The sequence below is a fragment of the Endozoicomonas euniceicola genome (assembly GCF_025562755.1).
GTDB classification, from domain to species: domain Bacteria; phylum Pseudomonadota; class Gammaproteobacteria; order Pseudomonadales; family Endozoicomonadaceae; genus Endozoicomonas_A; species Endozoicomonas_A euniceicola.
In genome coordinates this window covers 4,306,041-4,332,710 of the sequence record NZ_CP103300.1, presented here as the reverse complement: position 1 = coordinate 4,332,710, position 26,670 = coordinate 4,306,041, and the positions used below count along the sequence as shown (strand labels likewise).

At 48.1% G+C, this 26,670-nt stretch carries 26 protein-coding genes; 3 read left to right on the top strand and 23 right to left on the bottom strand.

All coding sequences use genetic code 11. The features are described 5' to 3' along the window. Window positions 1-19 precede the first annotated feature (19 nt). The 17 genes from tatA to NX720_RS17305 all read right to left on the bottom strand — a co-directional run bounded on the left by tatA (window position 20) and on the right by NX720_RS17305 (window position 15,801). Window positions 20-265, bottom strand: a complete 246-nt coding sequence (tatA, locus tag NX720_RS17380; protein ID WP_262596254.1) for a twin-arginine translocase TatA/TatE family subunit — start codon at window positions 263-265, stop codon at window positions 20-22. A gap of 34 nt (window positions 266-299) precedes the next feature. Continuing rightward, the gene (locus NX720_RS17375; protein ID WP_262596252.1) at window positions 300-629 is read right to left on the bottom strand and encodes a phosphoribosyl-ATP diphosphatase; all 330 of its coding nucleotides are present in this window, start codon (window positions 627-629) and stop codon (window positions 300-302) included. Continuing rightward, complete coding sequence (hisI, locus tag NX720_RS17370) at window positions 622-1,059, bottom strand: phosphoribosyl-AMP cyclohydrolase (protein WP_262596250.1); 438 nt, start codon at window positions 1,057-1,059, stop codon at window positions 622-624. Before hisI ends, NX720_RS17375 begins: the two co-directional genes overlap by 8 nt. Then, window positions 1,041-2,642, bottom strand: coding sequence for a ubiquinone biosynthesis regulatory protein kinase UbiB (ubiB, locus tag NX720_RS17365; protein ID WP_262596249.1), 1,602 nt, complete (start codon window positions 2,640-2,642; stop codon window positions 1,041-1,043). Before ubiB ends, hisI begins: the two co-directional genes overlap by 19 nt. A 55-nt stretch (window positions 2,643-2,697) precedes the next feature. Continuing rightward, complete coding sequence (locus NX720_RS17360) at window positions 2,698-3,405, bottom strand: ubiquinone biosynthesis accessory factor UbiJ (RefSeq protein ID WP_262596247.1); 708 nt, start codon at window positions 3,403-3,405, stop codon at window positions 2,698-2,700. Then, window positions 3,405-4,244 (bottom strand): bifunctional demethylmenaquinone methyltransferase/2-methoxy-6-polyprenyl-1,4-benzoquinol methylase UbiE, encoded by an 840-nt coding sequence (gene ubiE, locus NX720_RS17355; RefSeq protein ID WP_262596245.1) that lies wholly within the window; start codon window positions 4,242-4,244, stop codon window positions 3,405-3,407. The genes NX720_RS17360 and ubiE overlap by 1 nt, the downstream gene beginning before the upstream one ends. A gap of 148 nt (window positions 4,245-4,392) precedes the next feature. Further along, window positions 4,393-4,770 (bottom strand): DUF971 domain-containing protein, encoded by a 378-nt coding sequence (locus tag NX720_RS17350; RefSeq protein ID WP_262596243.1) that lies wholly within the window; start codon window positions 4,768-4,770, stop codon window positions 4,393-4,395. Window positions 4,771-5,025: 255 nt separating this feature from the next. Next, a complete protein-coding gene (locus NX720_RS17345; protein WP_262596241.1) occupies window positions 5,026-8,259 on the bottom strand; it encodes a hypothetical protein in 3,234 nt (1,077 codons plus the stop codon). Between the two features lie 404 nt (window positions 8,260-8,663). After that, a complete protein-coding gene (locus NX720_RS27210) occupies window positions 8,664-8,891 on the bottom strand; it encodes an S-methyl thiohydantoin desulfurase domain-containing protein (protein ID WP_404831099.1) in 228 nt (75 codons plus the stop codon). 56 nt (window positions 8,892-8,947) lie between these two features. Continuing rightward, a complete protein-coding gene (locus tag NX720_RS17340; RefSeq protein ID WP_262601603.1) occupies window positions 8,948-9,505 on the bottom strand; it encodes an S-methyl thiohydantoin desulfurase domain-containing protein in 558 nt (185 codons plus the stop codon). A 145-nt stretch (window positions 9,506-9,650) separates the two neighbouring features. Further along, window positions 9,651-11,387 carry an MOSC domain-containing protein gene (locus NX720_RS17335; protein ID WP_262596239.1) on the bottom strand — a complete coding sequence of 579 codons (1,737 nt, stop codon included), beginning with the start codon at window positions 11,385-11,387 and terminating at the stop codon, window positions 9,651-9,653. 340 nt (window positions 11,388-11,727) lie between these two features. Continuing rightward, window positions 11,728-12,153: a helix-turn-helix domain-containing protein gene (locus NX720_RS17330; RefSeq protein ID WP_262596237.1), complete on the bottom strand. Its 426-nt coding sequence runs from the start codon at window positions 12,151-12,153 to the stop codon at window positions 11,728-11,730. After that, window positions 12,150-12,464 carry a type II toxin-antitoxin system HigB family toxin gene (locus tag NX720_RS17325; RefSeq protein ID WP_262596235.1) on the bottom strand — a complete coding sequence of 105 codons (315 nt, stop codon included), beginning with the start codon at window positions 12,462-12,464 and terminating at the stop codon, window positions 12,150-12,152. The genes NX720_RS17330 and NX720_RS17325 overlap by 4 nt, the downstream gene beginning before the upstream one ends. A 101-nt stretch (window positions 12,465-12,565) precedes the next feature. After that, window positions 12,566-13,036 (bottom strand): GNAT family N-acetyltransferase, encoded by a 471-nt coding sequence (locus NX720_RS17320; RefSeq protein ID WP_262596233.1) that lies wholly within the window; start codon window positions 13,034-13,036, stop codon window positions 12,566-12,568. Window positions 13,037-13,146: 110 nt separating this feature from the next. Then, window positions 13,147-14,484 (bottom strand): HslU--HslV peptidase ATPase subunit, encoded by a 1,338-nt coding sequence (gene hslU, locus NX720_RS17315; protein WP_318654056.1) that lies wholly within the window; start codon window positions 14,482-14,484, stop codon window positions 13,147-13,149. A gap of 80 nt (window positions 14,485-14,564) precedes the next feature. Next, the gene (hslV, locus tag NX720_RS17310; RefSeq protein WP_262596231.1) at window positions 14,565-15,125 is read right to left on the bottom strand and encodes an ATP-dependent protease subunit HslV; all 561 of its coding nucleotides are present in this window, start codon (window positions 15,123-15,125) and stop codon (window positions 14,565-14,567) included. Between the two features lie 79 nt (window positions 15,126-15,204). Continuing rightward, entirely contained in the window at window positions 15,205-15,801 is a 597-nt protein-coding gene (locus NX720_RS17305) for an SPOR domain-containing protein (protein WP_262596229.1), read from the bottom strand. Window positions 15,802-16,095: 294 nt separating this feature from the next. Between NX720_RS17305 and argS the strand changes: the two genes are divergently transcribed. After that, a complete protein-coding gene (argS, locus tag NX720_RS17300; protein ID WP_262596227.1) occupies window positions 16,096-17,841 on the top strand; it encodes an arginine--tRNA ligase in 1,746 nt (581 codons plus the stop codon). Between the two features lie 120 nt (window positions 17,842-17,961). Here argS and NX720_RS17295 read toward each other — a convergent pair whose 3' ends face one another. Next, window positions 17,962-18,570, bottom strand: coding sequence for a LysE family translocator (locus NX720_RS17295; RefSeq protein ID WP_262596226.1), 609 nt, complete (start codon window positions 18,568-18,570; stop codon window positions 17,962-17,964). A 206-nt stretch (window positions 18,571-18,776) separates the two neighbouring features. On the opposite strand from NX720_RS17295, the gene NX720_RS17290 reads away from it, so the two are divergent. Beyond that, window positions 18,777-19,538, top strand: a complete 762-nt coding sequence (locus NX720_RS17290; RefSeq protein ID WP_262596225.1) for a HalD/BesD family halogenase — start codon at window positions 18,777-18,779, stop codon at window positions 19,536-19,538. Then, complete coding sequence (locus NX720_RS17285) at window positions 19,528-20,811, top strand: aminotransferase class V-fold PLP-dependent enzyme (RefSeq protein WP_262596224.1); 1,284 nt, start codon at window positions 19,528-19,530, stop codon at window positions 20,809-20,811. Before NX720_RS17290 ends, NX720_RS17285 begins: the two co-directional genes overlap by 11 nt. On the opposite strand, the gene dtd is transcribed toward NX720_RS17285, so the two are convergent. The 5 genes from dtd to NX720_RS17260 form a co-directional block, all read right to left on the bottom strand. Continuing rightward, the gene (gene dtd / locus NX720_RS17280; protein ID WP_262596223.1) at window positions 20,808-21,245 is read right to left on the bottom strand and encodes a D-aminoacyl-tRNA deacylase; all 438 of its coding nucleotides are present in this window, start codon (window positions 21,243-21,245) and stop codon (window positions 20,808-20,810) included. The two genes, NX720_RS17285 and dtd, sit on opposite strands and share 4 nt — an antisense overlap. A gap of 84 nt (window positions 21,246-21,329) precedes the next feature. After that, window positions 21,330-22,850 (bottom strand): hypothetical protein, encoded by a 1,521-nt coding sequence (locus NX720_RS17275; RefSeq protein ID WP_262596222.1) that lies wholly within the window; start codon window positions 22,848-22,850, stop codon window positions 21,330-21,332. 129 nt (window positions 22,851-22,979) lie between these two features. Beyond that, on the bottom strand, window positions 22,980-23,936 hold the full coding sequence (gene pip / locus NX720_RS17270; RefSeq protein ID WP_262596221.1) for a prolyl aminopeptidase: 957 nt from the start codon (window positions 23,934-23,936) through the stop codon (window positions 22,980-22,982). Between the two features lie 175 nt (window positions 23,937-24,111). Beyond that, the gene (typA, locus tag NX720_RS17265) at window positions 24,112-25,926 is read right to left on the bottom strand and encodes a translational GTPase TypA (protein ID WP_262596219.1); all 1,815 of its coding nucleotides are present in this window, start codon (window positions 25,924-25,926) and stop codon (window positions 24,112-24,114) included. 13 nt (window positions 25,927-25,939) lie between these two features. Next, window positions 25,940-26,611 carry a protein kinase family protein gene (locus NX720_RS17260; protein ID WP_262596217.1) on the bottom strand — a complete coding sequence of 224 codons (672 nt, stop codon included), beginning with the start codon at window positions 26,609-26,611 and terminating at the stop codon, window positions 25,940-25,942. Window positions 26,612-26,670 lie beyond the last annotated feature (59 nt).

Genomic DNA, 26,670 nt, shown 5'->3' with positions numbered 1-26,670 from the left:
GTTTATATTGATAAAAAGATCAGCCGTTTTTCCTGCCCTTTTCATCATCAAAAGAGGCATCTGCCTGATCTTTCCTGTGCTCCGCTTCCACGCTCTTTACATCCTGCTCTTTACTGCTTTCATCGGTGTTCATTGCTTTCTTAAAGCCCTTGACGGCACTGCCAAGATCGCCACCCAGCCCTCTCAGCTTTTTGGTGCCAAACAGCATGACCACAATCAGCAGAATGATTAACAATTGCCACAGGCTGATTCCACCTACGCCCATAATTACTTCCTCCTTTTCAATCAAGTTAATCGAGCTACTGCCCCCTGGAAGCCTTTTCTTCCAGTCCGGACAAACCAAAACGGCGTTCCAGCTCCTGCAATACATCGTCATGGGACAGGCCAAGATGAGACAGCATGACCAGCGAATGAAACCAGAGGTCAGCCGTTTCATAGACCAGGTCCGACTTTGCTCCGCCGGCTTCACAGGCTTTGGCAGCAATAATGGTTTCCGCCGACTCTTCTCCAACCTTCTTAAGAATTTTATCCAGCCCGGCCTTGTGCAGGCTGGCTACATAGGAAGCATCCGCTTCTGCGGTACGTCGCTGTTCCAGAACCTTTGCCAGCTGATCCAGCACATCACTCACGGCCTGTCTCCCCGTTTCTCCCATAAATCGCTTCCGGATCTTTCAAAACAGGTTCCACTGTCACCCACTGACCCTGTTCCAGACGGCTGAAGTAACAGGACTCACGCCCCGTATGACAAGCCATTCCACCCACCTGCTCCACCAGCATCAGAATAGAGTCTCTGTCGCAATCCAGTCGCAACTCTTTTAGCCACTGCACATGACCGGATGACTCACCCTTGCGCCACAGTTTCCCTCTGGAGCGGGACCAGTATATGCCACGCTGTTCCTTTACCGTTAGTGCCAGTGCTTCCCGGTTCATCCAGGCCTGCATCAGCACCTTGCCGGTTTTCCAGTCCTGGGCAATGGCGGCCACCAGGCCATCATTGTTCCAGCGAACCGTGTCCAGCCAGTGACGATCACTCTGCTCAATCAACGACTCAGAAGCCATACACCCGCCCCTCCCATCATAACGCCCTGCCAGGGGATGACACTGGCCCAGCCGGGTTCAAACAACAAGGCACCACCAGCCAGCACCAGACCAGTCCCCAACCATTTTAGCCATGTCTTGCGACGTTCGGCCTGCTTATACATGTCCATCATGTTCTGCTGATGCTCAGACAACTGTCTCAGGCTGCCCAGGGCATTCTGAGCCATATTCGGCACACTGAGCATCCAGTCTGCCGCATTCTTTTTAATGGATTTGGCAATTCCCAGCGGCCCTACCTGATCCTTCATCCATTTTTCCAGAAACGGCTGGGCGGTTGCCCACAAGTCCAGATCAGGATAGAGCTGCCGCCCCAACCCTTCCACATTCAGCAGGGTTTTTTCCAGCAGTACCAGTTGTGGCTGAACCTCCATGTTAAACCGCCGTGCAACCTGAAACAGCCTGACCAGCAAATGCCCGAAGGAGATATCTTTTAACGGTTTCTCAAAGATGGGTTCACACACAGTACGAATAGCCGCTTCCAGCTCGCCAACCGCTGTATCTGAGGGTATCCAGCCGGAATCTACGTGCAGCTGGGCCACCTTGCGATAATCCCGCTTGAAGAAAGCCAGAAGGTTCGCCGCCAGATAGTACTGATCTTCCGGTTCCAGTGTCCCAATAATGCCGCAGTCAATACCAATGTATTTAGGCTCCGCAGGATTATCGATATCCACAAAAATATTGCCGGGGTGCATATCCGCATGGAAAAAGCGATCCCTGAACACTTGGGTAAAAAAGATTTCAGTGCCGCGCTCCGCCAACTTTTTCATATCGGTACCCCGTGCTTTCAGGGTTTTGATATCCGATATGGGGACACCATAGATACGATCCATCACCATCACCCTTGAGCGACAGTAATCCCAGTGAACCTGCGGCACATGCAATAAGGGGGATGCCAGAAAGTTACGACGCAACTGCGAAGCATTGGCCGCTTCCCGCAGCAGGTCCAGCTCATCCAGAATAGTTCGTTCATAATCCCTGATGACATCCATGGGCCGTAAGCGCCTGGCCTCCCGAACCAGGGTCAGCAGAATGCGGCTGAACAGATACATCAGGGCAATGTCTTTGCGAATCACCTTTTCAATATCAGGCCGGATAACCTTGATCACCACTTCCTCGCCAGAGTGCAGCTTCGCGCCATGCACCTGGGCCACCGAAGCGGATGCCATGGGTTCATGATCGAAGCGGACAAAGAGTTCATCGACCGGCCTGCCAAGGTCTCTTTCAATAATGTCTACCGCCTCACTGGCGGGAAAAGGTGGCACCCGGTCCTGCAATAGCGCCAGTTCGTCACTCACATCTTCTGGCAGCAGGTCACGGCGCGTGGACAGCAGTTGACCAAACTTGATAAAGATGGGCCCCAGAGCTTCCAGTGATTTTCTCAGGCGAACGCCTCTGGCGTCATGGTTATGAATAAACAGACGCCACGGCAACAACCGGACAAACCACCTTGCCAGAAAAGGTAGTCGCTCCGGGTTCACCAGTTCATCCAGACGATAGCGGGCAATAGCGCCAATGATTTTCAGTAAACGGGTCAACTGCAACACCCTTCACTCCCGTTCCTATTATTAATTGCGTTCATGGCTGACCATGCGCCCAGGTTTATTTATGTTTCGATTTTATCTGCTCTTCCAGAGCAGAGACTCGTTTGGCTAATTCATCGGTGCGGTCTTGTAAAGCATTCACTTCAGTCTGTGCAAACTCCCTGTCTGCCGGAGAAGGCAACACCTGCAATTCTTCCTGAAGATAGTCCGGCACCTGGCGGACAGACCGTTGAAAAAGCTGTTGAAGCCCATCGGATACACGACGAACCCCTTCTGATACAGCGTGCCCGGCAACATCGCCCAGATAGCGACAGACCAGACCTTCCCAGTCCAGCTCCATGCCTTTGTGTATTTCCCCAAGATCAGCAAGCAGGGTTTCATCCCCTTCCGTCTCCAGTCCGGCCACGTCTTCAAAGGTGGCAAAACGTCGCCCTGCCAGCTCCATAAACGACACCAGAGAGCCTTTAATCGTGGCATCCACCTCACCTTCGTGGTAACCAGCCAGACGTATGCCGTAGGTTTCAATCCACAGCCAGCAAGTAAAGTCCGGCTCCAGACATTCCACCCGAAGCACTGATCCCTGATGCTTGCCTAACCGTTTTATGGTCACCGGATCGAGCGTAAGTGTTTTGTTGACCACTGCCTCGATGGAAGCCAGCAGACCGGTTTTAATGGAAGGATCAAGCAAGTACTCTTGTTCTGAAGAGGGTTGTTTTGAAGACGCTTGTTCTGATGAGATCCGATTTGGGGAAAGCCGTTCTGCCATCAGGGCTTAACTCCCTTATGCAAGGCAACAATGCCACCCGTCATATTGTGGTACGTGGTATTCACAAAACCGGCGTCTTTCATCATCCTTTCCAGCGTGTCCTGATCCGGATGCTTGCGAATACTTTCTGCCAGATATTTATAACTCTCGGAATCATTGGCAATCAGCTTGCCCATTACTGGCAGCAAATTAAAAGAATACGTATCGTAGACCTTGGTCAGAAGCGGGTTACGGGTTTTGGAAAACTCCAGTACCAGTAATCGCCCACCCGGTTTCAGAACCCGACACATGGACGCCAGTGCAGCTGGTTTGTCGGTCACATTCCGTAGCCCGAAGGCAATGGTGATACAGTCAAAGGTATTATCCGGAAAGGGCAGGCATTCAGCATTGGCCTGAACGTATTCAATATTGCCAGCCAGGCCATCATTCACGAGTCGGTCGCGCCCGACTCTGAGCATGGACTCATTAATGTCCGCCAGAACCACCCGACCATTGTCGCCCACCCGTCGGGCAAACTGCTTCGCCAGATCACCTGTACCACCCGCAATATCAAGCACCTGATGCCCACGCCGGACCGCGGACAGCTCAATGGTAAACCGTTTCCATAGCCGGTGAACCCCCATGGACATCAGGTCGTTCATCAAATCATAACGACTGGCAACTGAGTGAAAAACACCGGCTACCAGGCTTTCTTTTTTGTCAGGAGGCACTTCTTTGAAACCGAAGTGGGTGCTTTCCTGGTCCCGAACGTTTTGTCGAACCTGATGAGTTGTCTGGCGACCACCGTCATTATTATCAGACTCTGACGATGGTCTCCCGCTTTCATGGCTGCTGGTCATTTACTCCCCCGACTCATAAAGACACGATTCAATCCACTTGATTAATAGCCTGTGCCTGATACGCAGCTTTACGAGACAAACATGCGTATAAATGCGGGGTTCATTGTATATGAATCACAGCGAGAGTGTAGGGGGGAAATCTAATCAATCACATAAGTTTTACAACAGACACTTCCGGATCACGGCTGGCACCGGCCGCATGGAGCTGGCGCAGATAATCTTCCCAGTAACTGTCCTGATTTATACACAGGTCGTAAAGATAGTCCCAGCTGAACAGGCCGCTGTTATGGCCATCATCAAAAATCAGCTTGATGGCATAGTTGCCCACCGCTTCAATGCCAGTGATCACCACATTCTTTTTACCGGTCTGAAGCACCGGTTTGCCATGCCCCTGAACTTCTGCCGAAGGACTGAGGACCCGGAGCAGTTCACAGGAAAGCTTAAAGCGTTGTCCATCGCTGTAGGTCAGCTCCAGTTCTCTGGAGCGTTTGTGCAGGTTGATGGCTGAAGGAACAGGGGGTGTCATCGTGGTATTTTTCCGTAAAACAGGGGGTTCAGTAAGCTGGAACTATATCAGCTGACTCAGCCACTGCCGAAGTTAAAAGAACGATTGCCTGAGCGGTCTGCAGATTTGATGGGCTTGAGTTTCCTGCGAAAGTTGCTGGATATTTGATCACAGACCTGCAACGGTGCCCATTCAAATACGTAGCGAATGCCACGGTTGCAGGTTTATCCAACTACCCAAGGTCTGTTGAGACTCATGACAGGGTGAGAGGTGAATTCAATCCCCTTCCCATACCTGATGTTTAGCATAGTATTTAACTTTTAGAGCCAAATCTATCCCTCCCGCAGCACTAAGCGCGTTTACAAATTTACCATAGGTGATTTCCATCGCCGGGTTAAGGATATGCAGGATAAGTGGTGCTACATGCGCATCATATAGATTTAAGGCTCTGTAAGGTATTTCCAAGTTTTCAGCAACTTTATTCCATAGACGAGGATTTATAAAAACACGTAATTTATCAAATACTTTAGTACTTCTCATTTCTGAAACGAATTTATTTTTCCAAGCATTCTCCTGATCAACCTCTATTGCTTTAGCATTAGCAATCACTTCGTTTCTTTTAGCCTCAGCATTCACTTTACTGATTAATGTATCCATTTTTTCGTGAAGATTTTTATTGTCTGATTTAACTTCCTCAAGTTGAGCACCTGCGTGTTCTAACATAATTGAAAAAGCTCCGGCAAGGCGCTTACAGTCATTGCAGTCTGAATGAAAACTTTGTAGACAAGTGGTGACATGCTCGACCATGCTTCCCATTGGGATCAAGTTATTACAAAGTTTGCAGGGTTCTTTGCGAAGCCCGCAATTTTTCTGATGCTGCTCTATCTCAAATAACTTGTAAACTTCCTCACAATGTTCACAAGAAGTGAGTGAATGATTACACCATTTTTCATGTTCATTCATATCTGAACGTGTACACCTATGATTACATCCTTCAAAATTACAAGTCATTATTGAATAAGAGCATTCAGCAAGGTGTCTATCCATTTCATTTCGTGCTATTGAAAATGAACAGTTGGTGTTTTCACAATCAATCTTAAGATATGAACAAGTATCAATATGGGCGTTCACATCCTTTTGAAGGCATTGTTCCTGACAGCCTTGACTGGCATTTGGGCATTCCACTAATTTATATAAACACTGAGATTGATGATTATCAACTTCATTAAATGTTCCTTTAAAAACACAACCATCATTTCTGCATAGCCTTGGGGTAAAGTGGCATGAGTAATAATGTTCTGGCAACTGACCAATACTTGGTAACTCTTCACAGCCTTTTTCTTTATTAGGGCAGAAAATGGTTAAAGCATTTATGAATGTATTTTCAGCTGTCTTTTGTTCAAAAGTTAAATCCCTACGACATTTAGGACAAATTGAGTGATTCATTTTCTGATAGCAATTTTTACATACTAAATGTCCACACTCAGGTCCGTACGGATTATTGCATATATTTAAACAAACAGGACATTCATAATCATCCAGTTCGACATCGTTTCTAACCAGCTCTACCTCTAGATCAAACTTTTTCCCATCGGGTGAATTTGTATGAAAAATATAGCTATAGGAAAGACATGCATCTTTAGAGTTTTTAGTTTTTGTTATTCCTGAAGTTCTACTGGTTTTTAGGTGTGAGTTTTGTTTGTTACCTTCTTCACCACCCTTGCAATGCGGGCAGTTATTTATATTGTTGACGGTTAAGGTTTCTGTGCAACTGGGCGATGGGCAATTCAAGAGAGGAGATGACATTGTATCATCATGGTCGTATTTCAAATGAGCGTAGATGTAACTTCTCGAACCTATGGTATCACACTTTGGGCAACGTCCCTGATTAAATGCACATGAGTCTAAATGACTCCTGAACTCCCCTATTTTAAATCTTGTACTACAGCCTTCATTTTTATAAGGGCAGTAAACTTCAAGCTCTTCTATTTTTTCCTGATTTTTCTGATCTCGTAGTTGATGTGGTCGATGGTTACAACCAGGGCATTCTCTGGGTCCATTGACCCAGCATTGCCTACACGCGATTTTTTCACAATACTGACAATATTCTGCATTGTTTGCTATTCTTGAGCAAAATTGGCACGTAAGTTCACGTAGATTTTCATCCTGGGAAACGAGTTCTGAAATGGGAACAAACTCTTCTGTACTTATATATTCACCAAAAGCGTAGGTAAATATACTATTACTTTTTTCTGATGCTTCGTAGGATGTTGAGGGGGAGTCGCCATTGTTATTTCTTCCACTCCCTCCACTCCCTCCACTCCCTCCTTTCGCACCTCCTTTTTCCGAACTACCCCAAAGCCATGCAGACCAGCCAGAATTTTGAGATGGGGCTTGTTGATTGCTGGCTGTGCCTTTCCCCCCTTGTTTACTAAAATTTGGGATACTGATGATTCCCGGAACAGTACTTACATCAACCCTTGCCATTTTTGGGTTTAGATTCTCTAAATCTCTATGAAATCTGTTCCATTCCCCCACTTGTTGAATGATTGTTTCCATACTTTCACTGAATAGTAAATCAGTATCTTGGTTTGAGGTTGATTTAACCGTGAGATGAGTTCCATGTAATATTTGTAACAGATCAGTTCCGACTTTATTTTCCAGTATTTTCTTTGCCTGTTCCATCGTATAAAACTGTCGCTGTGAATTCCCCTGAATGTCTGTTATCTCAACAGAGATACCGTCCTTCTCCCTTAAACGCAATACAGGATTGCCATTCACTATTTTTTCCCAAGCCATTGGCAAAATGGTAAATATTATATCAATGTCCAGTAACCGGGAGCTGCCACCACCTGGTTTGAAGTCGAATTTTGGCCATGAGCCACCACCGAAGCCTCCGTACAGAAGTTTATCAAAGCCTTCGGCTTTAGACATTGCTGGCACCTTGAAACCTCCACCTGTTTTAATAAGTGAAGTTTCTAATAACCATAAGCCGTCAGGATACGTTTGATACCCTTTGTTGGTTGAAAAAAATGAAATTTGCTCGCCCGTAGGCATTTGGATCCAGCTACATTCTGGATTAATTGGGTAGGACAGCGCATGCAATTCATAGGGTTCTACCGGGTTTTCCTGAAGCACAATCGTTTTCGGCTGGCTCATTTTACAGGCAGCCCAGTCCGGCCATTTTGTCCTTGGAAAAAGACTAAGGCTATCCGGTTGAAATGACTCTGGATCGGGATATTTGACCACCAGCAGCCGCCCGTCATGAGGAAGTTTTTGTAGCTCCGCTTCAAATAAATGGACGCCCCGTAAATTGAATGCATTCTGATTAGGTAATTCAACCTCTACGTAAACAGGTAGCCCCGTGTGTTCTGAAAGATAGAAATGGTGTGAAACAAAATGTAAAACCGGAGGCGAAGAAGTTGCCCGTAAGACCGGTGATAAAATAATTAAAAATAATATTACTAAAAGTTGGCTTACTATTTCTTTCCGTATATTTTTAGTCGTCATTTTAGGAACTCATTCTAATTAGTACTGTATGTCCAATAGCTTTGCCGAAAGCCTGTAGCCTCCACTTAGCGTGGACATTAAGTCCCGGCAAAAGATGAAAACCCACCTTTAACAGCCAAAATGCAACATACGATAAAATTCAATATAGAGACTGAACAAGATGAGCATGACGAATAGTAGATCAGCCAAAAAAAAATGATTACTTTATTTTACCCAGCAATTCCTGCTGAATGTTATAGGTCCTGGTTCTTGTGATTTATAGTGTGGAGAAGTGTCAGGGCAATGACTTGCAATTCGTCCCGCTAAATATACGTCTTGAGTCGCAAGAGTTGGCATGTAGTAGAAATTTAACTAATAATACCAAGGGTTACAGGGTTATTTGTTCAATAGGAATAGTTTATATTTTAAAAAAGTTTGCGAGAGTATATAAAAACAACGTTGAAAGATGCTGTAGTTACTCCTGAAGAACTAAGACCAATATCCAAGGCCAAACTCAATGTATTTTTAACGCAGGTACGTTTCACATCAACGCCTGACATGGGACAAAAACTTATTTGAGCCTGCCCACCCATTTGCGTAACCACACTTCTGCTTAAATTTTCTCCGCGTTTATTATCCTCAGTTTTAACAATGACTTCCTCAAGAACACGCAGTGACTTTTCCAGTGCTCTGAGCTGAGACTGGGTAACTATTCAGTCACTACTGTTGGCGCTCCCATTAGACCCACCGGTACGATAAAGTCATCATCATTTAATTCGGAAGGCTGTACGATTCTCAATGGTCCGTTGGCCTGCATTTGCTGACTCAGCGTCAGGTACTCAAGATAAGGATCACCTCCCCCGCCGGCACCAAGAAATGCAGCCCCTCTGGCAAAGTCCGCGCATTTTTCCATAGCCGCATTAACAGGAGAGCATACGGAGGATACAGCAAAGGATGTAATACCTCTGGATTTGATCGTCTTTACAGCCTCCGCAACGGCCATTTCATCAAACGGTGATATTGCTCTCCCATCAAATTCATATCCGCCAGGCAGCAGGTATACATTGCCACCAACAGCCCCTCTCAAATCATCGGGCCAATTCAGCATGGGAGCAATGTCTTCAGCAGATGGTAGACACAGGCGAAGAATACCTACCGGATTCAAATGCCTACGCTCAACAAAGGCATTGGCAAATTGCGTGGTTCCAATAACTACAGTATCAATCTGATCATAAGTGGCATCAGCAACGCCAAGGACTTCACGAATAGCGGTAACAATTCCGCTGCCAATATCGGCGGGGTTGGTGTTTTAATAGAAGCATAAACTGCATCCGCGAAGATCAGGACTGCGTCAGTATTCGTTCCGCCTACACCTATTCCAGGCTGCATAGCACTTTTCTCCCGATACACCATTACAAATCAATGACAACACGATCCTCCGCAGGTTTAGCACTACATAATAAGACTTTTCCCGCTTCCAATTCATGCATTAGCGCAACATCATAGCGGACCTTCCCTTCAACAAGGTTTGCCATACAACTCTGACATATACCGACCCGACACCCATAATCAGGAGACAGCCCTGCCGACTCAGCGAGCTCCAACAAAGAAAGGCCATCTTCAGAAAGCCACTCCGACGTAATATTGGAGCGTGAAAAAACGACCGTTGCTTTTTCGAGAGATGCCTCATTGTTTTCTAGCGCTTTCGGGGTAAACGACTCTTGAAACAATCGATCCTCGTTGGCACCCTCGGCAATCAGCCCTTCTCTGATTTTTTCCTGAAAAACAGGTGGGCCGCACATGTAAATATCAAATTCTACAAGGGGCATATCAATACGCTTGCCTCCATGTAAAATATGACAGCCCTGTATTAGCGTCTTTATTGCTTCTGCGTTGAGAAAACCCTTAATATCGTAATCAATACCCTGAACATCTTCGCTGTCTGGCTGATCAAAAATATACAGTGTAGAAAACGAGTACGCTTGAGAAAGAGCATCCAATTCCTGTCGTAATGGCTGCTCAGCGCGACTCTTGCAACAATGGATAAAATACACTGGTGGCGCTTTCTCACCTCTGGCCAAATGCGCTTTGAGCATAGAAAAAAGCGGTGTGATGCCTATACCGGCGGCAATGAAAAGTACTGGCTTAAAACCGCCTCTATCCAGAACAAACCGCCCTTGGGGTGCCTGTATTTCAAGTTCTGAACCTGGCTTTATGCACTCATGCATATACCCTGAACCAACCCCGAACGGTTCTTTCTTAATGCTCAATCGATAACGATCCGGCTTTTCCTGATAGTCAGACAGGCTCCAGACTCGCGTAATAGGTCGTTCTTCTTTATTGACTGGCAGTCTTACCGTCAGAAACTGACCTGCGCGATAAGGAGCCAGTGGGTGTTCTTCCGACGCTTTGAGAAAGAACGATTTAATGTGCTTCGTTTCTTCCCTGACGCTCTCTACTGTAAGCTTTCGCCACCCTTTCCATCTATCCTCTTTGATTCGCTTACCGTCGAGAAACTGGTAGAGAATATTGCGCAGAGACAAAGCCGATGTTTCACTGAGACAGCTCATGCTGAGGATATGACGCAGCTCATGTTCGTCTGCCTGAACTGCACTAAAAGCGATTTTCGAAATCCTGTTGATGCCAACACTGTTTTTTGCTTTTTGGACAACGCGTACGTCATCACCCGCCAGGATAATACCGGGGCAATCAACATCAAAATAAACACCTGAACGACCAGAGAGTGCAAACTCACGAATAAACGACAGAGGTTGAGCCATACGCCAGCACAACTTAAAGCAAGGTATACGCGGACCGGTAACTGTAAGTACTACGCTCTTACCTATCGACACCTTGTCGCCGACTTGCAGGGCTGCTTCGTCCAGCCCTGACACAGTGAGGTTTTCACCAAGATATCCGACAGGCCAGGATTTGCTATCGGCCCCAAGCTTCTCCGCCCAGTAGCCGTAGTGTTCCTGTGCTATCGCATATATGGCATCCGTATGCACAGCGACCTCGTTTCCTTCTATACCATTAAGCTCTACCCTGACTGGACCTGACACAGCTTCCTTTAAAAAAGCCGTCTTTACCCTTTGTCCGTCGATGTCAAGAGAACGTACTTTACCAGTAGATACAGATAATAATTTCATGTAGAAGACTCTACCGTAAGCAGTTTTTGATTTTGAATTGGAGGGCTACCTCCCGAACTGCTCAGAGGCACTAAAAATGGACACCTTTCTATAACAATTTTGTGTAACTCGTACGGATATTGGCCGACTTGACATCCTCCCCGCCCTGAAGAGGGTTTTGCGACACCCTCTAAAAGTACGGAGTTTTCCGCTAGTTTCGATAACCCGGCACACCGTACCACCGATTCCTATTATAGCCCGTGTACGCAGGCACTATACCGTAATACCCGGGGCGAACTATCGGCTGTCAGCTACCACCAAAGGTCAGCGGGTGAGCGAAACGAACTGAAAGCATTCGTTGTTATGCACCGTTGAAGAACACAGATGGCGAGATTTTAAAACGCTGAGAAAGAGCTTGAATATGATCTCTCGTGAGGTTTCGAGAGCCATTAAGAATCATAGATACAAGGCTTTTACTTCCTAATTCATTTTTCAAATCATCAGCCTTTAGCTGATATTGATCCATTATTGTTCTAAGGATCGCCACACCATCATCAAGCGTTTCAATTCTTTTGTTGAATTCAGAGAACTGCTCAGACTCATCTTCCCATTTTTCGATTGAAGCTGAAAGCACCTCAATGAGTGGGAGATATTTGTCGTAATCCTCAATGAGATCATCCATTAACTCCAGCGCCTGTTCGTATTCAGCCTCATTATGAATACGCCCGACAAAACGAGCTTCAGAGAAGAAGTCTACCGCTTTTTGCTTTAGATTTGAGAACCTCATGAGCCTGCCTCCTTTGCGTACTTCTTGCATAGTTTATCGTACTCAGCATGAGTGACTATATGCTTCACATACATACGACTATCTCTGAACTCAATGAAAGCAATAAGTCGAAGGTTATTGCCACCAATATCAATCACCCACCATTTATCTTTGTACTTGAAGTTATCCAAGCTTGGGAAGAGTGACTTCAGATCGCCTGGGCTGTGAAAGTCACCATTCCTCAACGACTTATATGCAGCATCAATAGCAGCTGCATCATTTGGGTACTTCTTTACAGCTTCGTTAAACGGCTTTCTTGAGATAACGTGCATAAGAGCCTCTGCATTCACTTATTGTGAACTTTAGCGCACTCCAGAAAGGTTTACAAATTGTGAATTCGATTAAAGTAGGGTGAGCGTAGCGTCCGAACTTGTCAGCTACTGATCGCCTGGCACATGATCCTTGACTGTGTTTTAAAACCAAGTCCAGCATAAAAGTCCTGAGCATTTGAGTTGAATTCCATGACCTCAAGCCTGATCTGTGACGCCCCAGAAGAAACTGCCCAGTCATAACACTTATTCATTAGAGCTTTACCCAACCCAGTTGATCTGTGTTGTTCATCAATGACGATTGTACCAATACGGCAAATGGGTTCTTTGCGCAAAAATGGTACAGCTTCATTTTTAGTTATCGTTGCAGTAATGAAACCGCAAACCTTATTCTGGAGTGTTGCAACCAGGAAAAGCCTGTCTGGATCACTGATTGCTTTAAGAAGAAACTCCCTTTCTTCAGAAGATGGTTTCGCAAAAACAGTTGGGGCATTTTGGTAATGAAATTCACCAATTTGACAATTCAGATTTAGCAAGGAATCAATGTCATTTTGACTGGCTTTTCTTATTTCCATATCTATTCCAGAGTCAAAGCGCAGGGTCTTTAATATTACCTGTTATTTATTACGGGTTAACGCTAACTTCAACTAAAAAGCAGAAGTCAGCGCAACCCGTTAAACCATCATCACAGAATATAACGACTCAAATCCTCATCCTGAACCAGCTCACCCAGGTGATCATTGACATAAGCCTGATCAATCACCAGCGGCTTTTCAGCGTGTTCCGCGGCCAGGTCCGCAGCACTGTAGGAGATTTCTTCCAGCAGGCGTTCCATAACAGTGTGCAGACGACGAGCCCCGATGTTCTCAGTGCTTTCGTTGACCGCCCAGGCCACTTCAGCAATACGGTTGATGCAGGACTGGTCGAACTCGATATTCAGGTTTTCAGTCTTCATCAGTGCCTGATACTGCTCGGTCAGAGAAGCGTCCGGCTCGGTCAGAATGCGGTTAAAGTCCTGAGTGCTCAGGGCTTTCAGTTCGACACGGATTGGCAGACGACCCTGCAACTCCGGAATCAGGTCAGAAGGCTTAGCCAGATGGAAAGCACCGGAAGCAACGAACAGAATATGATCAGTCTTGATCATGCCGTACTTGGTGGAAACGGTACAGCCTTCAATCAGAGGCAGCAGGTCGCGCTGAACCCCTTCACGGGAGACATCCGCAGAAGCGCCACCGGAACGCTTGGCCACTTTGTCGATCTCATCGATAAAGACAATGCCGTTCTGCTCTACCGCTTCAATGGCACGGGCTTTCAGCTCATCTTCGTTCACCAGCTTGGCGGCTTCTTCATCCTGAACCAGCTTCAGGGCGTCTTTCACCTTCAGCTTGCGGGTCTTTGTCTTACCCTGATTCAGGTTGGAGAACATGCCTTGCAGCTGGTTAGTCATTTCTTCCATGCCCGGCGGTGCCATGATTTCAACGCCCATAGCCGCTTCGTTGACGTCGATCTCGATTTCCTTGTCATCCAGATCGCCTTCACGCAGCTTCTTACGGAATACCTGACGAGTACCGGACTCCTTAGGCTGAGACTCTTCGTTAAAGTCACGGGCCGGTGGCAGCAGGGCATCCAGAATGCGCTCTTCAGCGGCATCCACGGCACGGCTTTTCACTTTCTCCATTTCCTGCTCACGCAGCATTTTAACAGCGGCGTCCATCAGGTCACGGACAATGGATTCTACGTCACGGCCTACATAGCCCACTTCGGTGAACTTGGTGGCTTCAACCTTGATGAACGGCGCATTCGCCAGCTTTGCCAGGCGACGGGCGATTTCTGTCTTACCGACACCGGTCGGGCCGATCATCAGAATGTTTTTAGGGGAGATTTCACTACGCAGCGCTTCATCCAGCTGCATACGACGCCAGCGGTTACGCAGGGCAATAGCCACCGCACGCTTGGCATCGTTCTGACCAATAATATGCTTGTCCAGTTCGTGAACAATTTCACGAGGTGTCATATTAGACATGATTAAAACTCTTTAAAATCGGTTCGTTCCGGAAGTGCCGGTATTCATTCGGCAGCACTTTCCGTCCGGAATGGTGTTATTTATTGTTCAGCAGAGGCTTCTTCAGTGGAAATTTCCTCAATCACACGGTTATGGTTGGTGTAAACACACACGTCCGCCGCAATTTCCAGACTCTTTTCAACCACCTCCCGGGCTCCCATATCGGTATTCTGGTACAGTGCCTTGGCTGCCGACTGGGCAAAGAAACCACCGGAACCAATAGCCAGAATGCCATCTTCGGTCACCATCACATCACCATTACCGGTGATAATCAGGGACGCTTTCGCGTCAGCCACGATCAGCATGGCTTCCAGACGATTCAGGGTGCGGTCGGTGCGCCACTCCTTGGCCAGCTCTACCGCAGATTTTTCCAGACGCCCCTGGTGCTTTTCCAGGTGTGCCTCAAAACGTTCAAACAGGGTAAAGGCATCCGCAGTACCACCAGCAAAACCGGCAATTACCTTACCTTTGTACAGACGACGTACTTTGTGGGCATTGCCCTTAATAACGGCATCGCCCAGGGAGACCTGGCCATCACCGCCTACCACCACACTGTCAGCTCGACGGACAGACAGAATAGTTGTGCCACGATACTGTTCCAAGGTGGACTCCTTTCATTCAATGATGTAATTCAGGAGTCTATATTGGGCGTATCCAAACATAATCAAGGGCAAAGGCTAATTATTTTAATTTCAGCAGCAGGCTGTCGATCTTCTGTTCTGCCAAAATTCTCCGGGCATTGTCCAGGCTACCCTGGTCGTCAAACGGTCCTATCTGCACCCGGTGCCAGGTTTCCCCTCCGGCGACACTGACTTTCGAAATACGGGGCGTCAGCCCTGCCAGAATCAGCGTAGCCCGTAAACGTTCGGCATCTTTTTCACTGCGAAACGAACCCGCCTGCAACAGGTAACGGTTATGCTTTGCTGGCTTTCGGGGCGTTTTGGCGGGCTTACTCTGAACCGCTGGCTTTGTTGCTGGCCGGGTAACCGGAGTGGCTTCCGGTTCTGGCAGAACCACCTCGGTTTCCGGCAACAGCGTATAAAAGTCAAACACCGGATTCGGCTCGCTGCTTTTTGCTGAAGCGTTGTCATCCGGACGCTGCGGCACAGGCACTTCTATGGCAGACGGCGTCAGCTTGATCAGTGACGCGGCAAAAAAGCCCAGTGCAAAACCGGTTACCAGGAATAACCATCCCGGCACTTTGGGTTTTCCGCTACTGGATTTACGGGGGCTGCCTTTACTGGCTCCCCGTCGGCTGGTTGCTCTCTGGGCACTCATTCGGTTGACATTCCAATCTTCATTCTTACGGAGTCACTCAGCCCCTATTATCACCGCTGGAACCAGCATCAGGTCAAGCCTCACAGGTCAATGCATGTTGTTTAAACGCACTATTTTCGCTAGCATTCACAGCCAAGATCGCCCTCATTCACCCCTGTAATCCCGCCCTGCTTTCTTCTTCCGGGCGAACCTTTTCAGGGAACCAACTGAGAGCAACTCCCACATAACGACTGTCGATGGCCGGGAAGGTTATCGAAGTAAAATTGACACGAGTTTCACATCAAGGACTCATCCATGAATATTCTCAAGCTGCTTGAAGACAGAGTCATCAAGGCGCTGAACGCCGCTGGCGCTCCAGAAGACACGCCTGCCATGGTACGTCCCAGCGCCCGCGCAAACTTTGGCGACTACCAGTGCAATGCGGTAATGGCAGCTGCCAGGAAAATGGGTCAGAAGCCCCGTGACCTGGCCCAGACTGTTGTTGATCATCTGGATCTGGACGGTATCGCAGAAAAAGCTGAAATTGCCGGCCCGGGCTTTATCAATATTTACCTGGCACCAGAGTTTCTGGCTAAGGGTTTACACACTGCCGTGTCTGATGAGCGCATTGGTGTCGAAAAGGTAGAAAAACCACAGACCGTTATTGTGGACTACTCGGCCCCCAACGTTGCCAAAGAGATGCACGTCGGCCACCTGCGTTCGACCATCATCGGTGACTCTACGGCGCGCACCCTGGAGTTCCTGGGTCACAAGGTGATCCGCCAGAACCACCTGGGCGACTGGGGCACCCAGTTTGGTATGCTGATTGCCCACCTGGAAGAACTCGAACAGAGCAACCAGGAAGAAGCCATGAATATGGAACTGTCTGACCTGGAAACCTTCTATAAAGCCGCCAAAAAGCGCTTTGACGATGACGAAGCCTTTGCCGCGAAAGCCCGTGACTACGTGGTTCGCCTGCAGGCGGGTGAAGAACATTTCAAGAAACTGTGGAAACGACTGGTCGACGTTACCCTGTCCCACAATCAGGAAGTCTACGAGCGCCTGAACGTGTCCCTGACTCCGGGTGATGTCATGGGCGAAAGCGCCTACAACGACAGTCTGCCAGTGATCATTAAAGAGCTGGACAGCAAAGGTCTGCTGAGCAAAGACCAGGGAGCCAGAGTCGTATTCCTTGACGAGTTCAAAAACAAGGACGGCGACCCCATGGGCGTGATCGTCGAGAAATCCGGCGGTGGCTTCCTTTACTCCACCACCGATCTCGCGGCTATCCGTCACCGTATTCACACCCTGAACGCTGACCGGGTTCTTTATTATGTGGATGCCCGCCAGGGGCAGCACTTCGAACAGGTTTACACCATTGCCCGCAAGGCCGATTTTACGACAGAAGACGTACAACTGGAGCACCACGCGTTCGGCATGATGCTGGGCAAAGACGGCAAGCCGTTCAAAACCCGTGCCGGCACCACTATTAAACTGGTTGACCTGCTGAACGAAGCCGAAGAGCGTGCTGCCCGCCTGATCGCCAGCAAAGACAGCGATCTGAGTGAAGAACAGAAAGTCAACGTGATTAAAGCCGTTGCCATGGGTTCCGTAAAATACGCTGACCTGTCCAAGAACCGTACCAGTGATTATGTGTTCGACTGGGACAACATGCTGGCCTTCGAGGGCAACACCGCGCCTTACATGCTGTACGCCTATACCCGTGTGCAGAGCATCTTCCGTAAGGCCGGTGTCAGCGAATCTGACCTGCGGGGCGACATCATCATTGGCGAAGCGACCGAGCGTGAACTGTCCCTGAAGCTGGCACGCTTCAGTGAAACTGTTGAGCAGGCAGCCCGTGAAGGCATGCCACACATTGTCTGCGGTTACCTGTACGAGTTGTCCGGAGCCTTCATGAGCTTCTACGAAGCCTGCCCGGTGAACAAGGAAGGGGTTTCTGAAGAACTGAAGAACTCCCGCCTGCAACTGTGTTCCCTGACCGCCAGAACCATTAAGCAGGGTCTGGATCTGCTGGGCATTGAGACTGTCGAGCAAATGTAAGTTTGCCTGGTCAGGCAAAGAGGCCCCACGAATTAATCTCAAGAGGCTTCTTTGCCTGACAACCTCTTTGCCCGGCAAGTAGCTAAAGGGAAGCAGCCAGAGGGAAGTCTTACGCAAAAATCATCCTGAACTGCCAGCGCCGAAATGCGAATAAACAAGATAGACAGCACACAGAATTAACGTTCCCCCCATAATAATGTTGAACGCCCTGATACTGGACTCACTGGTCAGCAATGCCCGAACCCTGTCTCCCACATAAGCCCATAAAGTGAAGCAGGCATAGCAGACAAAAAAATAAACCATGAAAAAAAGAGTCAGCCGGTTATGTTCCGGCGATCCGGAAAAAAGAGAGACCCCGGAAAGGCTGGCGCTCCAGGCTTTGGGGTTGAGCCATGTTATTAAAAAGCCTTGATAAAACCGTGGGCATGGCTGTGGCTTAAGCTTGATGTGACAGGATGAACGCATAATCTTGTATCCCATGTACGTCACGTACCCTGAACCGGCAATGGTCAGGTAATTCAGCAAGGATGGATACAATACCAGAAGCTGAAAAAAACCAAGACCAACGGTTACCAGAAGCGCAGTAAAGCCAAGGGTTGCACCGGTTACAAATGGCATGGTGCGCCTGAAGCCATGACTGACGCCAGACGACACTATCATCATATTGGCTGGCCCGGGTGTGATGGACATGACAAAAGCAAATACCAGCATTGCAATAACAAGAGACATAGGAAACCTGCCACGCTCTTCAGCGCCCTGTCGTATTTTGACAAACCTTTGCGTTAGACTACACTGAGCTTCTACTCTTTGCTCCGTACACTGTTGCCAATCTTTCAAACAGAACCAATGAAACCCGTTCATTTGAGGATTGCCCGCCTGTATTGTCATCCTCTTCTGGACTATGAATTTATTTGCAGGAAGGCTGAGATGTAAAAATGAACACTTCTTCACAAATACAGAAGCACCTCGAAGATAACTTTACAAAAAACGACATTATCGATTTAAGGCAGGAATTTTCGCGTAATGGGTTAGTAAAAGTCCCAAAGCTTGTTCCAGAAGAAATTAAAGCCACAGTACATAAAGAGATTCTCCGACTTCTTGATGATCATACGGAACGCCGTGATATAACCCTGGAAACCACGGACAATACCCCCCGCCACCTGAACATCGTCAAAAGCGACACCATCAAAGCCCACAGCCCAATGTTGGTCGCGCTGAGGGAGAACGACCATTTTTTGAATTTCCTGGGACATATCACAGAAGAAACACTGCATCCTGAAGTCACAGAGGATGAAGAGTTTGTCATTACCAGACAGGATCGTCCGGGGGATACCCATGGCTGGCACTGGGGAGATTACTCTTTTGCCCTTATATGGATTGTTAAAATGCCTCCCGTTAAGGCAGGAGGAATGCTGCAGTGTATTCCCCACACTTACTGGAACAAAGAAAACGCCCGGATTAACCAGTATATCTGTGACAACCCAATACGCACGTACTCTTTTGTGGCCGGTGATATTTATCTCCTAAAAGCGGATACAACCTTACACAGGACTGTTCCCTTAACCGAGCCTGCGACCCGCATCATGCTCAACATGACCTGGGCCAGTGAAAGGGATTATGGCAAGCTCTCCCTTCAGGAAGATGATCGCTGGTGGGAAAACACCCAGGCCAGCAAAGCACACCAGAATGCAACATGATCATGGCCTGATTGACACTGCCCGCGATCAGTTTGTGTGCAAAATGGATTACGCACAAAGGCTGGCAATGCTGAAAAGTCTGGCTTCGGGAAATGACCAATGGCGTTCATCCTGCATCAACCTTGTTGCTTCAGAAACACGGATGAGCCCTAATGCACAGGCAGTTCTCGCCTCAGGGCTCTGTATGAGAACAGCCGGTGGGTACATTGGGCAAGATAACCGTTTCTTTATGGCCTCCCACAACATTGACACCCTGGAATCCTGCCTGTTTGCGACATTGACCCGCCTGTTCAGCTGTAATCAGGTTGAATGGAGAATTTCAGGGGGGACACAGGCCTGTCAGGTGGTCTATGCCTCCCTGTGCCAGCCCCGGGATACCATCATTGCCGTCGCTGAAGGGATGGGAGGGGACTCCAGCAACTCGTTATTGAGTATGCCGGGCTACCTTGGCCTGACGGTTATTCCCGTACCGTTTGAAAAGGACGGCCTGACCATTGACCTCGCGGCACTCAGGAAACTGATCCGCATTCATCGCCCGGCTCTTGTCAGCCTCGGTTTCTCAGTTTCGCTGTTTTATCCACCCCTTAAGGAAATAAAAAAATACTGTCGCGAATCCAACGCACTGCTTTATTACGACGCCGCCCATGAGCTGGGATTAATTGCCGGGAAACAGCTGCCCAACCCCTTTGACCAGGGGGCCGATGTTGTATCAGGCTCAACCGGTAAGTCATTCTCTGGTCCTCACGGGGGATTAATCCTCTGGAACGACAATGAAAGAGTGCAGGCATTGAAGCAAAGAGCCTTTCCCGGCTTTGTTGGCACTTACCAGCTGAACCGCATGGTAGCCCTGTGCTTCGCCGCCTGTGAACTTGATGCCTTTGGTGTGTCGTTTATGTCCGCTGTCGTTGCCAATGCCAGGGAGCTGGCCAGGTTGTTAGCAGGTTATGGATTATTAGTACATGGTCGTTCAAAAGGGTTTTCTGAAACAAACCAGCTATTGCTGTACCCACCAGCAGGCATCAGTAGTCACGAGATGGCAAAAAAGCTGGAAGCGATTAACATCATCTGTAACCCGGTGGTAGTACCGGGTAAAAATGCTAAAGCCTTACGTCTGAGTACGACAGAAATAACACGACAGGGCATGAGTGCAAAAGAGATGCAGCTTATTGCCCGATTGATAGAAGCTCTTTATTTCAACAGAAAACCGGCGTCGCTTCTTGCCAAACAGACCTCTCAGCTCGTCGCCGGATTTCAGGATATAAAGTATTGTTAGACTTCCAGATTAAACGTCACCGGCCCATCATTCAGAAGGGAAATTTTCATATCGGCAGCAAATTGCCCCGTTGCCACATCGGCATGCAGAGCTTTTGCACGGCTGACAAAATAATCGTACATCGCCTCTCCATGCTCAGGGCTGGCTCCCGAACTAAAGCTGGGTCGCAGCCCTTTGCGGGTATCTGCCACCAGAGTGAACTGAGACACTATCAGCAAACCACCTTCAGCCTCTTTCAGTCCCAGGTTCATCTTGCCCTGCTCGTCCGAAAACACACGATACTTCAGTACCTTTTCCAGCAGTTTGTCGGCTTTGGCCTGGTCGTCGTCTTTCTCTACGCCCAGGAACAGTAACAGCCCCTCACCAATCTCACCGACCGTTTCACCATCGACTTTTACACTGGCAAACTGAACCCTCTGAATGAGTCCACGCATAATTCAGACTGCTCCATAAATTGGCTTTACTTGATGATGTGCTTATATCATATCAACGGACTCTAGTACCACCGATTCCAATCTTTAAAAACAACATCCTCGTGTATCTGCTTGCTGATTGAAATACTCTTTCAGTTTCTCTACAACACGCTCCATTCCACGAACTAATAAGTCAGGCCCTACTCCTTCAACATGGACAAGCTTCCCATGGGTAAGAGATCTGTCAATAGCTTCGTTACTTGATTCGTGCATACTACTACCTCCTTTTACATAAAATACGACACTCATAAGCCATGTCAGAGAATCATTCTCTTTATAGAGAGAAGGGTTTATATCGAAAGTAGGAATGTTGATAGCGGTCGCTTCAGAAATAGCCCTGATTTTTTGTTCTCTTTCCTGTTTAGCCTCTGAGGTGTAATCATCCTTCCCCAAACTGCTGACTTCCTCATCGGGTATAAGAAAAGGAAGGTCCTGAGGACTGTCCCCAAACGATATTAACAATGTCTTTTTGTCTTCTTTGATGCGTCCGGCTTTGCTCAGAAGCCCGATGGCGATTCTTAACCCTGTACCTTTGTTTACCAGGTACTGATTGTGCATCGACATGCCAAAAGTACTGTTTTTATCCTGAATTACGATACTAAGCATTTCTCTATTAGGAAGTGGCATACGACTCAGCCATTCATTCTTTATTTCCTCTTTACGCCAATAAACTATTGGGTTAAAAATATGGCCATTTTTAAAAATACGAGCATATTTGCATTCATCTACGAAATTTTTAATTTTATTTATTAATGGCTTGGTACACTCTTCTGCATGACTCAGCAGCTGCCGATTCAATTCTTTAATATTTTCTTCAAGAGATGGCATTTTATTTATCAGAGATGGGTTTAATTGGAAGACCATCCCCAGATTGGAAACAATAACATCCGGCACAGGTATTCCAATATGATCAGGTAATTTATTGGTATTATCTAAAGGTAGCAAAAGCATATTTTTAAAGGCCTTAAAGCGATAAACATCACCACAATCAACAAGCAACTTTTTTTCAAAACTCAATAATAACCTGCTATTAAACTCCATAGGTCGCGCAGTGTTATAGACAATAATGAAATTATTATTTTTTCGAGCCAGTTTATCCAGCCGAAGCAGCCACTCCTGTTGCTGCTTATACGCTTTTTCATTTTCCACAGAATGAACCAGGGTTTCGTCGATATCCATGACGAACAAAAAATAAATATCACTGTTTTTTTTCATGATTTCCCCAAGTTTGTTCAATGTTTTAATAAGTAACTTATTAGAATCCTTGATTCCTTTATCCCCGATTTGTCTATACTCCCCTGACTGGGAAGAAGCTTCAGAAGCTTCAGCTTTATTTTTGTGACACAGCTTGCCAAAACAGCCCCCCTGATCCCGAACGGCCTGTAATGGCTTGATCAGCTCCTTCTGATAATCGACACTGGACAAATAATTATTTTTAACAGCCTCCCAGGTAACCAGAAAAGCAGGTATTGACGCCATTAACTTCACCGACGTGACTGACTGGCCAGCCTGAGAGTAATTAAAAAAAAGAGAGACTATCACTAGGCACAGTGTTTTTTTATTCATTTTTCTGTTGGATTAAAATAAAAAAACAAGAATAGTCTAGTTTTCAGAAAACACTCAGGAGAAAGCGCTATCCATAAACCCTGCAATCTGATTTTCGGTCAGCAAAGCTCCCGGCACGGGAGCCTTGCTTTAACACTCAAACTGGCGGGCAAACTTGTCCGAGGCACGCACCAGGGCATCGGTAATAGAAGCTTCAGTGGCAGCATGGCCTGCATCCCGAATCACCAGAAGCTCGGCTTTTGTCCAGTGAGAGGCCAGTTCCGCTGCGTTATCCAACGGGCAAACCATATCGTAACGACCATGGATAATAATGCCGGGAATCTTGTCAATCAGTCCCATGTTACTGATAATCTGTCCCGGCTTGAGAAAGGCATCATTCACAAAGTAGTGAGCTTCAATGCGTGCGATAGCCATAGCGTAGTGTGGGTCAGCGGCTTCATCTTCCATCTCCTGGTTCGGTCGCAGCGAACTGATTCTGCCCTCCCAGAGAGACCAGTGTTTGGCGGCGTTCATACGAGCCAGCTCGTTATTCCCCATTAGACGACGATGATACGCCCTCAACATATCGCCGCGTTCTTCTTCAGGAATAATCTCTGCAAAATGCGCCCAGTGGTCAGGAAAGATTCGGGCGACACCATCAGGCCCGTAAAGCCAGTCCTGTTCCTGTTGCCGGGCAAGAAAGATACCACGCAGGATCAGTCCATTGACCTTTGCCGGATGAGCCTGGGCATAAACCAGTGCCAGAGTCGATCCCCAGGAGCCTCCAAACAGCACCCAGCTATCCACTTTGAGGAAAGCGCGAATCTTTTCAATATCCTCAACCAGATGCGCAGTGGTGTTGTCTTTCAGCTCCAGGTGCGGTTTGGAGTGACCGCAGCCACGTTGGTCAAACACAATAATGCGGTACTTTTCCGGATCAAAAAAACGTCGGGACTTCTCTGAACTCCCTGCCCCGGGACCACCATGAATAAACAGAACCGGAACGCCGTCCGGACTTCCACTCTCCTCGACATACAGTTCATGAAGCTTATCCACTTTCAGATAGTGGGTGGCGTAAGGTTTGATGGCAGGGTAGAGCGTATGCATGAACCTTCCTTCAGGGTGCGACCGACAGACTATGACGTTCAAGTTAAACATACTCTGAAATAACGTGAGTGGGAAGACAGAAGGATAGGAAAAAACTGTTATTTATCGGGCTCTTTTTATATAAAAAAAGATAAAGAAAGGGGCATAAAGCCCCTTTCTTTATACGCTGGTCATTTTATTTAGACCGGCTGGCACGCTTACGCTCGTGTTCCTTCAGGAACTTCTTACGCAGACGGATATGGTTAGGGGTTACCTCGACCAGTTCATCGTCATCGATAAACTCCAGAGCCTGCTCCAGAGAGTGACGAATAGGTGGCGTCAGCTGAATGTTTTCATCGGAGCCGGATGCACGAACGTTGGTCAGCTGCTTACCCTTAGTCGGGTTAACCACCAGGTCGTTATCACGATTGTGCAGACCGACGATCTGACCTTCATAGACGTCAACGTTAGGCGGCAGGAACAAACGACCACGGTCTTGCAGGTTCCACAGGGCATAACCCAGCACCTTACCGTTGACCATGGAAACCAGCACACCATTCTGACGATGACTGACTTCACCGTCTTTCACCACACCGTAGTGATCAAAGACATTGGTCAGGATACCGCTGCCGGAAGTCATGGTCAGGAACTGGGAACGGAAACCGATCAGGCCACGGGCTGGCATGACAAATTCCAGACGTACACGACCTTTACCGTCCGGTACCATGTTGGTCAGCTCGGCTTTACGCAGACCCATCTCTTCCATCAGGGAACCCTGATGCTCTTCTTCGATGTCAACGACTACCTGCTCGTAAGGCTCCTGTTTAACACCGTCAATCTCACGCACAACCACTTCCGGACGGGAAACACCCAGCTCGAAGCCTTCACGGCGCATGGTTTCAATCAGAACCGACAGGTGCAATTCACCACGACCCGATACTTTGAACTTGTCGGCGCTGTCGCCCTGTTCTACCCGCAGGGCAACGTTGTGCAGCAGTTCCTGCTCCAGACGATCCTTAATATTACGGGAGGTCACGAACTTACCGTCCTGACCGGCAAACGGAGAGTCGTTCACCTGGAAGGTCATGCTAACGGTTGGCTCGTCCACGGTCAGTGGTGGCAACGCTTCAACATGATCCGGGTGGCACAGGGTATCGGAAATATTCAGCTTGTCGATACCGGTCACGCAGACGATATCACCCGCACGGGCCTCTTCTACGTCCACACGCTCCAGACCCAGATGCCCCATCACTTTCAGAATCTTGGCGCTGCGCACCTTGCCATCGGCACCGATCAGCTTGATCGGGGTGGAAGGCTTGAGGGAACCACGGGTGATACGACCGACACCGATAACTCCCAGGAAGCTGCTGTAATCCAGGGCAGATACCTGCATCTGGAAGGGCGCGTCAACATCGACTTCAGGAGCCGGTACGTTACGGGTAATCATCTCAAACAGTGGCGTCATATCTTCTGCCATGCTCTCAGGGTCATTACCGGCAATACCGTTCAGGGCAGACGCGTAAATGACCGGGAAGTCCAGCTGTTCTTCGGTTGCACCCAGGCGGTCAAACAGGTCAAAGACTTCATCCATTACCCAGTCAGGGCGAGCGCCCGGACGGTCAATCTTGTTAATCACGACAATCGGACGCAGACCCTGTTCGAACGCCTTCTGGGTCACAAAACGTGTCTGCGGCATTGGGCCGTCCACGGCGTCTACCAGCAGCAATACGGAGTCCACCATGGACAGAACCCGTTCTACTTCGCCACCGAAGTCGGCGTGTCCCGGCGTGTCCACAATATTGATGTGGAAATCCTGCCAGTTGATCGCCGTGTTTTTCGCCAGGATGGTAATGCCGCGCTCTCTTTCCTGGTCATTGGAATCCATAATGCGCTCTGCACCCTGATCCTTACGACCCAGCGTGCCGGACTGTTGCAGCAGTTTGTCTACCAGCGTCGTTTTACCGTGGTCAACGTGGGCGATAATCGCAATGTTACGAAGTTTTTCTATCACTGTATTTCTCTCATCAAATCTCGTTTACAGTCCCTGACTGAATAACACGGGTCACTTCTCCGGCGTCCATATTGGCCTGTTCCGCATACACCGAAGGAAACGTGTTATTTTCAAGCAGGTAAGCCACATCGACCTCATAACGGGACATGTGGCGAAAATTCCTGAAGCACAACTCTTTTTTCAGAGCGCCGAAGCTAAAGCGCATATCGGCAATATCGATCAGCCCGAGAGTGCCGTCGGGCTGTTGCACAATATTACCCAGGTGCGCAGAGCGAAAATATACGCCCAGCCTGTGCATTCTGGCGATCAGTCGGGCGTTGTCTGCCAGTAACTGTTGCCTCTGCTGCCCGCTGACCAGAGGCAGCACCTGCCGCAGGGTTTTGCCGGGCAGGGGCTGATAATGCACCGCGGTTCTTGCAATAGAAGGTATACGGTAGCAGTTAATGATCTTCACCGTCGGAATATTCAACCGGTGCAACCTGTCGGCATTTCTTGCAAAACGAACAGAATAGGGCAGGAAGCGGGCTGAACTGAACCGGCTTTTTACCTTAAACAATTTCAGGAACGAGCCATCGTTCAGACGCAGGACTTTATCGCCGTCCCCATCGTACTCGATCACTTCTGCTCCCTTGCGCAAGGCCTGAAAATCCCTGTCAGAAAGTCGCTTGCCAAACAGCCGCCGCATCACCTGATATTTACCTGCAATAACCGGGGAAAATTAAAAAGCGCTGAATATTACCGCAT